Below are 15,151 nucleotides of genomic sequence, written 5' to 3'. Positions count from 1 at the left end.
GCAAAGGGCTGTTTTTTTCTTAGAACAGAAGCTCGTCCGGGTTCGGGCCGACACGCTCATCTTTGTTCAAGGCGCTGATCTTTTCCATTTCTTCCTGTGACAGTTCGAAATCAAAAATATCGGCATTTTCTATGATGCGGTGCTCTTTAATGGATTTCGGAATGGTAACGACTTCGTTTTGAAGATCCCAGCGCAAAATCACTTGAGCGACCGATTTGTTATGTTTTTCCGCAATTTGTGACAGCACTTCGTTATCCAAGAGCTGTCCCTGCATCAATGGAGACCATGCTTCCACTTGAATGCCCTGCGCTTTGCAAAAATCTCTTACTTCTTTTTGAGTCAGGCGCGGGTGGAATTCTATCTGGTTGACCATCGGCTTGATCTCAGCATCTTTCAGCAGTTCTTCTAAGTGATGCACTTGGAAGTTGCTGACACCGATCGCGCGGATTTTGCCGTCTTTGTACAGCTTTTCAAGAGCGCGCCATGTGTCTTTATATTTATCCTTGCCCGGCCAATGAATGAGGTATAGGTCGAGGTAATCGAGGCCGAGGCGCTCAAGGCTTTTCTCAAACGCGTCAAGGGTCGTTTCGTATCCTTGATCTTCATTCCACACTTTTGACGTGATGAACAGCTCTTCTCTGGCAACGCCAGCAGCTCTGATGCCTTCGCCGACGCCCTCTTCATTTTTATAAATTGCCGCCGTATCAATGCTGCGGTAGCCATTTCTGATTGCCGCTTCGACAGAGTCCGCCGCTACGCTTCCGTTTTCCACCTTAAATACGCCAAGGCCGAACCACGGCATTTCAACGCCATTATGAAGCTTTACAGTATCTTTTAAGCTTTTTGCCACGTTGAACCATCCTTTCTAGTCATTATGTAAACGGTTATTATTATCTCACATTTCCGCCGTAAGAAACCAATTATACGCTCATCGTTATAACAGAAACCATCTTTAGTACCCAGGTACCACTAACGTTATTATTTTCCTATTTTTCAAAAAATCCGGTTAGCCCGGTAACTGACCGGGTAAATCGCTAATGTAGCCACCAAACAATCGAAGGAGGAAATACGATGAAACGTATACGCATCCCAATGTCCGTTGCCCTTGGCGCCGCTTTGTCCCTGACTCCTCTGTCCTTTGTATCCGCAAAAGAAAACCCGGTCCCTCAAAACATGGCACAGCAAAAGTCAGATGTCTCCGCAAAAGATGTCGGTTTAAACATTGATGTTGACCTGCTCGGCATCGGCAATTCGATTGCTGACGCGATTAAGTCGGCGCAAAACCGTGACGGCTTCGTCAAAAACTTAATGGAATCTTCATTCTACGCTTCAGGACAAAAATATAATGTCATGGTGTTTAATTTAAGCCAGGAATATGAAGATCATTTTAACGGCGTTCAGTTTTACGGTTCCGCCGTTTATGACGGCATCACATACGGCATTTGGGTGTTTGAAGACGGAAGCTTCACCAACAAAGGCGATGGCGGCTGGATCAACTGGGCCTTCAGAGGCTGGTTTGACCGCGACGGCGATCACGTCGAATTCCATCGTCCGTAATCAAAAAAAGTCCGGCACACAGATGCCGGACTTTTTTCATTTATTCATCTCCGTCAAGCATCGCCGCTTCCACATCATTGATGTATTGGCGAAGCTCATGTGACATGTCGCGGGAGATTTCCCGCTCTTCGAATAATGTTTGGATTTCGTTGCGGATGGCCTGCACGGCCCGCAGTTTGATCTCAAGTTTTTGATTTTCAAAACGGCGGCTCGGATTCTGTTCGTGATACGAGTGCCCCAGCCTGAAAATCAAGTGATTGTAAAAGGAAATGACGGCAAGCGTCACATCTTTATTTTCTTCGGTCATGTGTTTTTTCAGGCTTTCAATCGCCGCTTTTGCCGTTTTAACCCTTGTGGCGCGAATGAGGCCTTCTTCATTTAAAATCGACATTTCCGGCTTTTTTTGTTCACCGAAAAAGATCCAGTACATCAGGCGTTTCAGCTTTTTCTTAGATAGGCCGACTTTAAACGGATTCGTATACAGCACTTCCAGCTCATCGAACCGTTCCTGGAGGCTGTCAGCCGTTTCTTCCGGGATGTCGCCCCGCTCAATCAGCCGGAGCAGTTCTTCCTGTTCAGCCTGTATCCCTTGGGCGCGGACTTTCCGCTCATCTTTTTTCGTGCGGTTTTTTACGGTGAACTGCTGAAACCTGAGATTTTTCATTTTCTCATTGTATTCGGCAATGACCGCAAAAGAAGCCGTTTTGTTGGTCTCATTCATATTTTCTTTGATGGCCGATAAAGCAGCTTTTATCAGCTTCCGTCTCGCTGTCAGCAATTTGACTTTCTTCTCTTTCGCATTGTCTTCCGGCTTATCAGTCAGAATCGGCAGTACGATTGTCGCCAGCACCAATGTGCACAAAATAACGCCTGCGGCTAAAAAGAGAATCAAATTCCGTTCAGGAAACGGTGAGCCGTCGGAGAGCACGTACGGAATGGAAAAGGAACCCGCAAGCGTGACCGCTCCCCTGACGCCTGATACTGAAATCAGCAGCGTGGAGCGCAGGCCGGGCTTATAAATGCTCTGATCCTTGTTAAAAAACCACTTGCCGTTCCAAAAAAACAGCACCCACAAAAATCTGAGAATCATTAACGTCAGCGTAATGACGATAATGTACCCGATGACCATCATATTGTTAAACGCGGTATCATTAAAAATAACAGAAACCACATCCGGTATTTGCGTTCCTAATATGACGAAAACAAGACCGTTAAGAATGAACAAAATAATATTCCACGTACTTGAAGAGACGATTTGCAGTTTGACCATCGTTGATTCAAGACGATCCTGCTCCACCGCATGCGTAATGCCGCCGGCCACAACCGCTAAAATGCCGGAAACGCCGATTTCTTCAGCCGCCAGATAAATGACAAACGGCGTCAGAATTTGAATCAGCATATGCATCGTGACATCCTGCATGCCGAGGCGGCGCAAAAACAGCCGGAAACGGATAATCAAAAAAGAAATGACGACACCGCTGAGTAAACCGCCGGCTGAAATCAAGACAAAGCTGAACGCGGCTTGCGCCAGCGAAAATGCGCCCGTCACGGCTGCCGCAATCGCAAATTTAAAAGCGACCAGGCCGGATGCGTCATTCATCAGCCCCTCTCCTTCAAGGAGACGCAGAATGCCTTTTGGCATCTTCACACGCCCTGACAGCGCGCTGACCGCAACAACGTCAGTCGGTGACAGGATCGCCGCCAGCCCGAACGCGGCGGCCAGCGGAATGCTCGGAATCATCCAATGAATGGTGTAACCGCCGACAATGACCGTGGCAAACACGAGCCCGAGTGCGAGAAGCAGAATCGGAGCTCTTAAATTCCAAAGTTCCGCACGCGGCGTCCGTTTTCCATCGTTAAAAAGCAGCGGAGCGATAAACAAAACAAAAAACAATTCGGTATTCAGTTCAAAATGAAGCCCCTGCGGAAATGACGCCGCAATGATACCGAGCGCCACCTGAATCAGAGGCACCGGGATAAAGGGGACAAACCGATTTATAATATTGGAGATCGCAATGATGGTTAAAAGTACGAGTACGACTAAAAATATGTCCAAAGCATGACCTCCTTCATCTGCTGCATTGAATCATCATTGCCTGTTCTCACGGCCCCTGTCAAAGGCCTGAGCCAATTACCGGGCTGGCCCGGTATATTTTCCGCACACAACCTTTCTTCTCTTATATTACCCGTTTTTATTTAAAATTTCTCATAACGTGCTCACGGGGAACTTTTTTTGCCTTCGGCTACTTTTTTTCTAAAAAAAGAAAAAGCCTGTTTTCTATGAAAACAGGCTTTTCGCATGGCTGCGTTCTTACTGTTCAGTAAATTGTTTCAGCAGCTCATCTTATTCGTGAAAATTCGTTCCGTCTGTTGTCGCTTTAATAATGCCCGCACGGATGACGAAATCTCCAAAGTGTTCGCCTTCCTCGCGCTCTTTCGCATAACGCGGCAGAATGGTGCTGAGCTCACTGAGAATCTCCTCTTCACCGATATTTTCCCGGTACATTTTGCTTAAACGGCTGCCGTCAAATGCAGCTCCTAAATACATATTATATTTTCCCGGCGCTTTTCCGATAAATCCGATTTCGCCGAGCGCATGGCGGGCGCAGCCATTCGGGCAGCCAGTCATACGGATGGTGATTTCTTCATCCCGCAGACCGTTTTCGTCAACAATGGCTTCAATTTTATCAATCAGCTTCGGCAGATACCGCTCCGCTTCGGCCATGGCGAGCCCGCATGTCGGAAGCGCGACGCAAGCCATTGAACTGCGGCGCAGGGCGGAATGCTGCCGGCCGTCTGTCAGACCGTATTGTTCGATTAATGCGCTGATTTGTTTCTTTTTCTCGCTCGTCACATTGCCGATAATCAGGTTTTGATTAGAGGTGAGACGGAAATCTCCCGTATGGACTTTGGCGATTTCACGTAATCCCGTCATCAGCTTATAATCCTCATAGTCCGTGACACGGCCGCCTTCGATGAACATCGTAAAATGCCATTTTCCTTTTACGCCTTTCACCCATCCGTAACGGTCGCCGTTATGGTCAAAATGATAAGGTTTCGCCTCATCCAGCTGCCAGCCGAGGCGGTTTTCCAGCTCAGCTTTTACATTTTCCAGACCGAGACGGTCAACAGTATATTTAAATCTGGCATTCTTTCTGACGGAACGATTTCCGTAATCACGCTGAATCGTAATGGTTTTTTCCGCTACATCATACAGCTGCTCCGGTTTGCAGAAGCCGATGACTTTTGAAAGCTGCGGATAAGTGGCCGTATCACCGTGCGTCATTCCCATACCGCCGCCGATTGCCACGTTGAATCCGATAAGTCTGCCTTCTTCTACAATCGCAATGAAGCCGAGATCTTGAGAAAAGACATCAATATCATTGGACGGAGGCACGGCGATTCCGATTTTAAATTTCCGCGGCAAATACAGCGGCCCGTACATCGGTTCCGTTTCCGTATCAGGAGTGCCCGCCACCCGTTCCTCATCAAGCCAGATTTCATGATAGGCTCTCGTGCGCGGAAGAAGGTCGTCACTCAGTTTTTTCGACCATTCGTACACTTCCGCATGGATTTCAGACTGATACGGATTTGAAGCGCACATGACGTTTCGGTTGACATCTCCGCAGGCCGCAATGGTATCAAGCAGCGCCTCATTGATTTTCTGAATCGTTTTTTTCATGTTCCATTTTAAAATTCCGTGCATTTGGAACGTTTCGCGCGTTGTCAGCTTTAATGTATTGTTTCCGTATTTTTGCGCCAGTTCATCCATGACAAGCCATTGTTCCGGAGTTGACACGCCGCCTGGCATCCGGACGCGCAGCATGAATTGATAAGCCGGTTCAAGCTTTTGTTTCTGACGTTCATTGCGGAGATCGCGGTCATCCTGCAGGTAGCTGCCGTGATGCTTCATCAGCCGGTTGTCATCGTCCGGGATGCCGGCTGAAATCCGGTCAAGCATGACTTCTTTCAATGTGCCGCGCAAATAATCACTTTTTTCTTTAATTTCCTCAACATCACTTGGAGGGCCTTCCGGCGCTTTTAAAATGTTGTTCACCATGCTGAATAAGCTCCTTTCAAACCAAAATCAATATACGTCACGCTGATAGCGTTTTTTCTGCTGCATGTCTGCCAGGAAGCTTTCCGCTTTTTCACGGCTCATGCCGCCTTCTTCCTGAATGATATCGAGAAGCGCCTGGTGCACGTCATGCGCCATATGCTGTTCATCACCGCAGATATATACGGCGGCTCCCTGCTGCAGCCATTCATACAGCTCTTTGCTTTGTTCTTTCATACGGTGCTGCACATATACTTTTTCCTCCGAATCCCGGGAAAAAGCGACGTCCATTTTTGTGAGTACACCGTTTTGCAGCCATTTTTGCCATTCCGTCTGATACAGAAAATCAGTGACAAAGTGCTGATCTCCGAAAAACAGCCATGTTTTCCCTTCAGAACCGGTTTCTTCACGTTCCTGCATAAAGGAACGGAACGGCGCGATGCCTGTCCCCGGTCCGACCATAATAATTGGTGTATCCGGGTTTTCCGGCAGCTTGAAGTTTTGGTTGTGCTGAATGTAAATCGGAAGCGTATCTCCCGGCTGGAGTCTTTCCGCACACAGAATGCTGCAGACGCCCTTTCGTTCTCTGCCGTGCGCGTCATATCTGACCGCTCCGATGGTCAGATGCACTTCTTCCGGATTCGCTTCTAAACTGCTTGCGATCGAATAGAGCCGGGCCGGCATTTTACGCAGGATGGAAAGAAAGTCTTCCGCGGACGCTTCCCACGGACCGAAATCCCGGACGAGATCAAGCAGGTCACGGCCGTTGATGTATGCTTTCACCTGCTCTTCATTTCCTTCGGCCAGAAGTTCACTCAGCTTTTTGTCAGTCGTAAACTGTGCGGCCTTTTGCAAGAGCGGTTTTGTTAACACTGTAATTTCAAAATGAGAAGTGAGCGCGTCTTTCAGCGGACGGGTCTCTCCTTGCTTATTCACCGCCACTTCCTGTTTCGGGTCCCATTTCAGCTCATTGATCAGCTCATCCACGAGCGCCGGATCATTTTCCGGATAGATGCCGAGGCTGTCTCCGGGCTGATACGCGAGGCCGGATCCTTCAAGCGAAAGCTCCAGATGGCGTGTTTCTTTATTCGAACCGCGCCCGTTCAGATTGATGTTCTCAAGAACCTCCGCCCGAAACGGGTTCGTTCTGGAATAAACGGATTCACCGAGAGCAGGCGTCTCGGCAGGCGCTTCGGCTGTTTGGTTTCCCGCACCTTCGTTCAGGCCGCCGATAACCGCATCAAGCCATTCTGAAAACGGTTCATCATAATCAAGATCGCAATCAACCCGGGGCGCAAGCTGCGTGCCGCCGAGCTCTTTAAGACGCTCGTCGAACTCTTTGCCCGTCTGGCAGAAAAATTCATACGAGCTGTCCCCGAGCGCCAAAACGGAAAAACGGAGCGCTTCAAGCTTCGGCGCGCGTCTGCCGTGAAGAAATTCATGAAAAGCCAGCGCGTTATCCGGCGGATCGCCCTCTCCGTGCGTGCTCACCACGATCAGTAAATTGTTTATTTTTTTCAGATTATTCGGCTTAAAATCGTTCATCGACGCGACGGTGACTTGGAATCCCCGTTCCTCAAGCGTCTTTACCGTCTGTTTCGCAAGACCTTCCGCATTTCCCGTTTGCGATCCGTATAATACGGTCACTTCTTTCGAGACTGCCGGGCTTTCTGCCGCAGCCTGGGGAGCGGGTGCGGCTGCTTCACCGGACTCGGACCGGGCCGCAGCCAAATAACCGCTCAGCCAGATTTTCTGTGATTCTGTCAAGGTCGGCAGAAGGCGGTTAAGGAGCTCTGCCTGCTCCTGATTAAACGGACTGTTCATGACCTGAAGTTGCAACGATATCCACCTCACAAGGAATTAAACGTAACGTACGTTATTTCTATAGGAATTGTCAAAATAATATTCTAATTGAAACTTTACCGAAAGTTTGTGTGTAAGTAAAATATATAATCATGATGATAATGATTAAGATTACTAATGATAAAAAGCCCTTTGCACTTGGGCAAAGGGCTTACACGAATAAGCCGGCGGGCACTTCGTTTATAAAAGGAGAGAGTTCTCCCCGAGACAGCACGGTCAGATGATGCATCGCCCGCGTGCAGGCCGTATATAACAGCTTGCGGTCATGCCCGCTTTTATACTGAGCAGCAGAGGCGTCAGCGACAATGACGGCGTCAAACTCAATGCCTTTTGCCAAATACACGGGAATGACGCATACCCCTTTTTGAAAAGGCTGGTTTTCTTTATTGATTAAACGGACACCGCTCCCGGCGCTGACTGTCTGAAACACTTTTTCCGCTTCCGCGGCCGTTTTGCAGATGACAGCGATCGTCTCCCGGCCTTTTTGCCTGAGCTCCCGTATTGTTTGAGTCAATTGCTCGCGGCGCTCTTTTTCAGTATCCGCCCGCAGAACCCGCGGTTTTTCCCCGTTCCGGTTAAAAGGCTCAATGTCATCACCTTCAGCCAGCAGCGCTTTCGTAAATTCAACAATCTGCCGCGTCGATCTGTAAGTCCTCTTCAGGCTGACATACTTTTCTGCGCCATTGCGGAAGCAGCCGGCGAGTGAAGAAGGACCGGTAATGGTGTGTGCATAAATCGACTGGCTGACATCACCGAGCACCGTCATTTTTGCAGCCGGGAAGATGCTTTGAATATACGTGAGCTGAAAAGAGGAATAATCCTGCGCTTCATCAATGAAAACGTGCTTCATTTGTGTGTTTATTCTTTTTCCTTCTATCAGGTCCTGCAAATACAGATACGGAGCAGCATCTTCATATGGGAGCGACCGTTCTGCAAATGCGCTGCGGGTTAAAGCCCCGATGCTCTGCCAATGATCGGGCTTTTCATCAGCTCCCCAGTCTGAAAACAGCCGGAGGTACATCCGTTTTATATCGAGAAAGCCGAGCTGTCTGACGGCCTGTTTAATCGGTTTAAAGGCTTTGCGGACAATAATGGCGCCAAGCAGGCGCTGTTCACGCTGATGGTCGTCAAATGCAGGTTCGTCATCCGCAGCTTGCTTCTTAAGTTTTTGATAAACCTCAGCATAATCTTCCTTATCAAGCAGCTCACTCTCCTGCAGTACCCATTCCTTCTTACGCTCCTTTTTTTCGAGTGCGCTGATTTCCGTAAGAAGCCATTCCGCCGTCAGCTCCGCTCTGTTCGGAATCGGCAGCTGCTTATCAAGCGAATAAAAATAGGTTTCAATCCGCTCTTTTGAAATCAGGATGTCTCCCCGGAAGCTGATCTGTTTACATATCAGACCGGAGACCGAAAGCGACCCGGCATAACGGTCAATCATGGCCTGAAAAGCTGGTGACGCTTTGTAAGCAATGGCTGCGAGTCTTACGGAAAGGGCGTCCTGATTCTGCTCAGTCAGGCAATATTCGAGCTGTTCGTACGGGCTTTCACATTTAAACTTTCGTCCGAGCCGGCGGGCGATATATTCCTGAAACGTGGCCTGCTCCATATTTTCTTCTCCCAGTTCCGGCAATACGGCGGAAACGTAACTGTTGAATAAAATGTTCGGAGAAAACAGCACGATCTGACGGGCGTCAAGCACACCGCGCCCGCGGTACAGCAAGTAAGCGGCCCGCTGAAGCGCCGCGGATGTTTTCCCGCTTCCGGCAGCTCCCTGAACGATGAGATATTTGCTTTTTTCATCACGAATGATTTCATTCTGTTCTTTTTGGATGGTTGACACGATGTTTTTCATCTGCTGGCCGGAATGGCCGCTCAGCACCTCTTGCAGCATTTCGTCACCAATCGTCATATCCGTGTTAAACATCGCTTTAAGCGTCCCGTTTTTAATGATAAACTGCCGCTTCAGTGTGATGTCCCCTTCTATCGTTTCTTCCGGAACTTCATAGCGGGCTTTTCCCGGGGAATATTGATAGTAAAGAGATGAAATGGGCGCACGCCAATCGTAAATGAGAAAATGCTCATTGTTTTCATCCATTAAAGAAGTCAGCCCGATATAAATCTGCTCGGCAGAGGACTCCCCTTTTTCCGTAAAATCGACACGGCCGAAGTAAGGAGAGGCTTTCAGCTTTTGGATTTTTTGAAGCTGCCGGTATTGAAGCCGATGCGTCCGTTCACGTTCTGAAAGCATTTCAGCCTGCTGTTTAATGCTTGAAAATGTTTCCGCCGCTTCATGGGCATCATCCAAATTAACCGTGACATCATCCCAAAACGTTTTTCTCAAACCGACAATATCCTGCTTCAATCCGCCCGATGATGCTTCAAGACGCGTTTGTTTCTGATCCAGTTCCTTCATGACAAAATTGATTCTTTCCTGCTCTTCTTTCCATTCTTCATCACGTTTTGCCATCAGCGGCACCTCCGACATCAAGCTGACAAATCCGGCTTTCTTTACACAAACATATTATTCATCATTATAGTCAAATACCCTTTTTCTTATCATATCGGGCGTCTTTTTATCCGTTATGCAAAAAAACCGATTTCTTTTATGAAATCGGTTTTTTACTGATCTATATGATAGGAACGAATCGGCAGGCGCCACCTGAAAACATAACTGCAGATGCGGCATGCCACAAGCACTAGGAACAGCACATACAAACCTGCGGCATTCCCGGCCCAGCCGAGGCCCACGATTAATCCTCCGAGTGCGGCCCAGACTGCATAAATTTCCGACTTGAGCACAAGGGGCTTCCTGCCCGCGAGCAGATCCCGTATGATGCCGCCCCCGCTTCCGGTCAGCACCGCGGCCGCAACCACTGCACTGAGCGGATGGCCCATTTTTACGGCATACAAAGCGCCTTGGATGGCAAACGCCGAAAGCCCGATGGCATCGGATAAGTTGCCCCATTTACTCCAATGTCTTAACAGCAGCTTCGGAAATAAAAAGACAATCGTAACTGATGCGAGAGCGATTTGAAAAAATGCGCCTTGCTCCCACAAGGCGGAGACCGGAACACCGATCAGCAGGTTTCGGATGGCTCCGCCGCCGAACGCCGTTACAATCCCCAAGATATACACGCCTAAAATATCATACTCCTCTTCCATCGCAACAATCGCTCCGCTGACCGCAAACGCAATGATGCCGATTACACTAAGCAGCTCCCAGGCCATTCCATATGCTCCTTTTTATTTGTTAAATTTTCTGACGACCATTAGATTTTATAATCGCTTTCTCTTAAAATCAACCTTATTTTTGAAAGATTCTGATCCCAAAATCGGGACAACTGCAATCAGCATATCTGGAGGCGAGAATATTTTCCTATTTTATACTATATTAGGAGGTTTATTGGAAGTTACATTGAATACCTTCTCTTAACAAAAAAGGGGGGTTATAAGATGAAAATCAGTTCACTTGTTTTTCCAGTTTTACTGGCCGCCGGATTAATTCCCGGCCTGCCGTCAGCCGAAAACCATACGCATTCGCACACTCACGCGGAGCCGGCCAAAACGGTGTATACGGACCCGCTTCCGAAAGCCGATCATTTTAAAGATCTGAAAGGCCCGGTTCAGATTGAACAGACGGTTGATACAAAAATTCTGGATGAAAACGGTAAGCAGGTCGGCACGAAACGATTCGATGCCAATGTCAATCAGGATAAAGCCTCAACTAAAGCCAGCACGGGCTCTCAGAAGGTCAGAGTACTGGCGGTGGCGGACGCTGAATACCGCGCCAAATACAGCGACTGGCAAACGCGAATCGTCCAGATCGTGGAGCAGGCTGATGTCGCCTTCAACCGTGATCATAACATTGATTTTGTCGTACAGGCCGTGCAAGCCTGGAATTCCTCCGGCTCAAACAGTTCTCAGATTTTATCGAATCTCCAAAGCAGCTTCAGAAATCAAAATTATCATTTTGTCGTCGGTTTTACCGCAAAATCGAGTTTTGACGCCGGCGGTATCGCGTATGTATATAACGGCAAACCGAGCGGCCCGGCTTTCAGCGTGAACCTTGATCAAGGAACGGCCAACACGGCGAAAGCGGCCCAGCACGAGTTTTCCCATAATTTCGGACTTCAGCATGACGCCCAAGGCAGCGGCATCCGCTGCGTCATGAATTATGATTATGCCTATTCCGTAGATATTTGGGACAGTTCCCATAACAGACAGATTGAGACAAACAAAGCTTGGTACAGATAATAGAAAAAGAGCCGCTCCCATGGAGCAGGCTCTTTATTTTGCCGTGCGTTCCGCTTTGACAAAACACATGCAGACAATAATGAGAATAAATGCCGTCAATGCTAAGAATGGAATGGTAATAAAACCGAACCAGTTAATATATTCAGATGAGCAAGGCACGCCGTAGACGCATGGCTTGATGCCGCTGAAACCGGGCACCTTCTGCTCAAGGTAATGCATGATCGATATAAACGCGCCGATGACGGCCATCGGGAGCACATATTTTTTCACGCGCGTGTCACCCTGAAAGGTGGCGATTCCTAAAATCAGGACAAGCGGGTACATGAGAATTCTTTGATACCAGCACAGCTCGCACGGTATGAATTTTCTGATCTCGCTGAAATATAGGCTGCCGAGCATGGCAACAAGAGCTATTACCCAAGAAGCATATAAAAATACGATTCTATTTTTCATTTTTCAGCTCTTTCTTAATCGTTTTTGAAATCTCCTCATAATCAGAGAAGTCTTTAATCACTTTGTCATTTACGTAAATCGTCGGTGTCGCCGTGATATTTAATTTATCATTCAGGTCAGTGTCAGCTTTCAGCTCTGTTGTGAAGGTTTCTTTATCAAGGTTTTCCTTCAGCTTGTCAGGATCAACCTTTTTCGCGGTGCTTTTGACCGTTTTTTCAAGCAATGCAGGCGTGACCCATTCCTGTTCGCTTGACGGCTGCTCTTCAAACAGCTTTTCATGGAAAGCCCAGAATGATGCCGGGTCTTCCTTCCACACCTCTTCTGAAGCAAGTGCCGCCAGACGCGAGCCTGTTCCGTGGAACATGACGTTCACAAATGAAAATTTCACGTCGCCTTTATCGATAAAATCTTTTTTGATTTTCGGAAAGATATCGCTGTTAAATACTTTGCATGACGGACATTTGTAATCTCCGAATTCAACTACCGTCACAGGCGCGCTGTCTTTGCCAAGCACGGGCTGTCCTTTAATGGAAGGCTGTTCGGCGGCTGTTTCGCCCGCTTTTTCCGTTTGGTTGTTAATAATTACGATGGCCGCAAATAAAACGACAACGATTAACGTCAGAATCACCGCAAATTTCGCAGACGATTGTTTCTTTTTCACTCAGACACCTCATTATTTTTAAAATAAAAAAGAAGCGGATGCCGGATGGCCCGCTTCTCTATTTTACCAAGACAACCTTGTTTAAGAAAACCCTGAAAAACGAATTATCTTTGACAATTATTCCGCTTTCACTCTCATGACGCGCATCGCGTTGGCAACGGCGATCAGCGTGACGCCTACATCTGAAAAGACCGCTTCCCACATGGTGGCGAATCCGAATGCGCCAAGCAGGAGAAAAATGATTTTCACGCCTAAAGCAAATCCAATGTTCTGCCAGACGATCCGGCGTGTGCGGCGTGCAATCCGGATGGCTTCGGCTGCTTTTGACGGCTGGTCTGTCATCAGGACGACATCGGCCGCTTCTACGGCGGCATCAGAACCGAGAGCCCCCATGGCAGCTCCGATGTCAGCTCTGGCAAGCACAGGCGTATCGTTAATCCCGTCACCGACAAACATCAGTTTTTCATTCGGTGCAAGCGCCGCTTCGAGTTCTTCGACTCGGTCTACTTTGTCACCCGGCAGCAGTTCTGTATACACGTCATCAATACCGAGCTCGCGGCCGACCGCTTCACCGGTCTGCTTTGAATCACCCGTCAGCATTACTGTCCGTTTGACGCCGAGCGCTTTTAAACGGGCAATGGCCTGTTTGGCGTCCTCTTTGATTTCATCGGCGATCACGATCGCCCCCGCATATTGCTGATCAACGGCAACGTAAACGACGGTTCCGTTGTTTTCAGCTGTGCCGAAAGCGATTTGTTCTTTTGCCATCAGTTTTTGATTTCCGGCCAAAATCGTTGATCCGCCGGTTTTCACCCGAATGCCGTGTCCGGGTATTTCTTCATATTCTTCAATCTCCTCAGCCGCAAGCGATTGATTGTAAGCCTCACGGATGGATGAAGCTATCGGATGATTGGAATGGACTTCGGCAAGCGCAGCCGCATGAAGCAGGCTGTCTCGCGTAAATCCTGCCGCCGGTTTGATATCAGTAACGGCGAAATTGCCTTTCGTTAAGGTTCCCGTTTTATCAAACACGGCGTATGCCACCTGATTGAGCGCTTCTAAATAGTTGCTGCCTTTCACGAGCACCCCTGCTTTAGACGCGGCTCCGATACCGCCGAAAAACCCGAGCGGAATGGAGACGACAAGTGCGCACGGACAAGAAATCACAAGGAAAATCAGCGCCCGGTACACCCAGTCGGATAGCGCGGCTGACGGCACGAAAAGCGGCGGTAAAAAGGCGAGAAGCACCGCAACAATGACAACGGCCGGTGTATAGTACTTGGCAAACTTCGTAATAAAGTTTTCCGTTTTCGCTTTGCGTCCGGCCGCATTTTCGACCAGATCCAATATTTTTGATACGGCGGAGTCTTCATATCCTTTAGAGGTTTCAATATGAAGCACGCCGTTCTGGTTCATAAATCCGGCCATCACATCTTGGCCCGGCTCTGCTTTTCTCGGCACGGATTCGCCCGTTAAAGCGGATGTATCAACCATCGATGAGCCGTTCAGCACCTTTCCGTCCAGCGGAATCCGTTCTCCGGGATTCACGACGATGACCTGTCCGACTTTAACGTCCTGCGGCGGAACGGCAGTCATGCCGTTTTCCGTTTTCACATTGGCGTACTCAGGACGGATGTCCAATAACGCGCTGATCGATTTTCTGGATCGGCTGACGGCCGCCCCCTGAAACAATTCACCGATTTGGTAGAACAGCATGACCGCGACGCCTTCCGGATACTGATGAATGATAAATGCGCCGATTGTCGCAAGCGCCATCAGAAAATGCTCATCAAATACCTGGCCGCGGACAATATTTTTTCCCGCTCTGGCTACGATATCGCCGCCGATGATCAAATACGAAGCAAAAAAGAGCAGAAACTCAAGGACGGCGCCTGTGTGCGCGAAATAAGCGATGACGGCCAAAACGGCGCCCGCCGCCAATCTCACTAACATCAGCTGCAGCTTTTTGCGGTATTCATCCTCTCCGGGTTTGTCCTCATGCTTCGAACGGACGGTCACATGAGGATCAATGGACTTTACTTTTTTTGCGACTTCGTCTTTCATCCATTGCTCATCTTTGCCCCCGGCCGAAACCGTGATGGTGCTTGCCGCAAAATTGACAGCACAGCCGTCGATGCCGTCAATGGCTTTTACGCCGTTTTCTATTTTTTTTGCACAGTTGCTGCAATCAAGTCCGTCTAACACAAATTCACCTTTTGCCGCTTTCATTTTCGACTCACCCTACTTTCCGTAATAGGATTCCCATAATATCAATGCAGCTAAACGAAATTATATATATGAGCATA

General features: G+C 48.4%; 11 protein-coding genes. 2 read left to right on the top strand and 9 right to left on the bottom strand.

Translation table 11 applies throughout. The features are described 5' to 3' along the window. Positions 1–19 precede the first annotated feature (19 nt). Complete coding sequence (locus Y79_RS0112245) at positions 20–850, bottom strand: aldo/keto reductase (protein ID WP_007410023.1); 831 nt, start codon at positions 848–850, stop codon at positions 20–22. Positions 851–1,071: 221 nt separating this feature from the next. Here Y79_RS0112245 and Y79_RS0112240 point away from each other — a divergent pair, with 221 nt between their 5' ends. After that, positions 1,072–1,557 (top strand): hypothetical protein, encoded by a 486-nt coding sequence (locus Y79_RS0112240; protein ID WP_016937938.1) that lies wholly within the window; start codon positions 1,072–1,074, stop codon positions 1,555–1,557. A 40-nt stretch (positions 1,558–1,597) separates the two neighbouring features. Here Y79_RS0112240 and Y79_RS0112235 read toward each other — a convergent pair whose 3' ends face one another. The 5 genes from Y79_RS0112235 to Y79_RS0112210 all read right to left on the bottom strand — a co-directional run bounded on the left by Y79_RS0112235 (position 1,598) and on the right by Y79_RS0112210 (position 10,705). Beyond that, positions 1,598–3,613, bottom strand: a complete 2,016-nt coding sequence (locus Y79_RS0112235; protein WP_016937937.1) for a Na+/H+ antiporter — start codon at positions 3,611–3,613, stop codon at positions 1,598–1,600. A 288-nt stretch (positions 3,614–3,901) separates the two neighbouring features. After that, the gene (gene cysI / locus Y79_RS0112225; protein ID WP_016937935.1) at positions 3,902–5,617 is read right to left on the bottom strand and encodes an assimilatory sulfite reductase (NADPH) hemoprotein subunit; all 1,716 of its coding nucleotides are present in this window, start codon (positions 5,615–5,617) and stop codon (positions 3,902–3,904) included. Positions 5,618–5,644: 27 nt separating this feature from the next. Beyond that, positions 5,645–7,453, bottom strand: coding sequence for an assimilatory sulfite reductase (NADPH) flavoprotein subunit (locus Y79_RS0112220; protein WP_016937934.1), 1,809 nt, complete (start codon positions 7,451–7,453; stop codon positions 5,645–5,647). 175 nt (positions 7,454–7,628) lie between these two features. Beyond that, positions 7,629–9,944: an RNA polymerase recycling motor HelD gene (helD, locus tag Y79_RS0112215; protein ID WP_016937933.1), complete on the bottom strand. Its 2,316-nt coding sequence runs from the start codon at positions 9,942–9,944 to the stop codon at positions 7,629–7,631. A gap of 152 nt (positions 9,945–10,096) precedes the next feature. Beyond that, a complete protein-coding gene (locus Y79_RS0112210; protein ID WP_016937932.1) occupies positions 10,097–10,705 on the bottom strand; it encodes a trimeric intracellular cation channel family protein in 609 nt (202 codons plus the stop codon). Between the two features lie 225 nt (positions 10,706–10,930). Between Y79_RS0112210 and Y79_RS0112205 the strand changes: the two genes are divergently transcribed. Further along, positions 10,931–11,731, top strand: coding sequence for a zinc-dependent metalloprotease (locus Y79_RS0112205; RefSeq protein WP_013353604.1), 801 nt, complete (start codon positions 10,931–10,933; stop codon positions 11,729–11,731). 33 nt (positions 11,732–11,764) lie between these two features. Here the strand turns inward: Y79_RS0112205 and Y79_RS0112200 are convergent, their stop codons facing one another. The 3 genes from Y79_RS0112200 to Y79_RS0112190 all read right to left on the bottom strand — a co-directional run bounded on the left by Y79_RS0112200 (position 11,765) and on the right by Y79_RS0112190 (position 15,074). Continuing rightward, positions 11,765–12,184: a disulfide oxidoreductase gene (locus Y79_RS0112200; RefSeq protein WP_013353605.1), complete on the bottom strand. Its 420-nt coding sequence runs from the start codon at positions 12,182–12,184 to the stop codon at positions 11,765–11,767. Beyond that, the gene (locus Y79_RS0112195; RefSeq protein ID WP_016937931.1) at positions 12,174–12,845 is read right to left on the bottom strand and encodes a DsbA family protein; all 672 of its coding nucleotides are present in this window, start codon (positions 12,843–12,845) and stop codon (positions 12,174–12,176) included. Before Y79_RS0112195 ends, Y79_RS0112200 begins: the two co-directional genes overlap by 11 nt. A 117-nt stretch (positions 12,846–12,962) precedes the next feature. Next, positions 12,963–15,074, bottom strand: coding sequence for a heavy metal translocating P-type ATPase (locus Y79_RS0112190; protein ID WP_016937930.1), 2,112 nt, complete (start codon positions 15,072–15,074; stop codon positions 12,963–12,965). Positions 15,075–15,151: the final 77 nt, after the last annotated feature.

Origin of the sequence: Bacillus siamensis KCTC 13613, assembly GCF_000262045.1 — a bacterium.
Taxonomy (GTDB): Bacteria; Bacillota; Bacilli; order Bacillales; family Bacillaceae; genus Bacillus; species Bacillus siamensis.
Note: the sequence above shows the minus strand (reverse complement) of the source record. Positions and strands in the feature narration are given on the sequence as shown.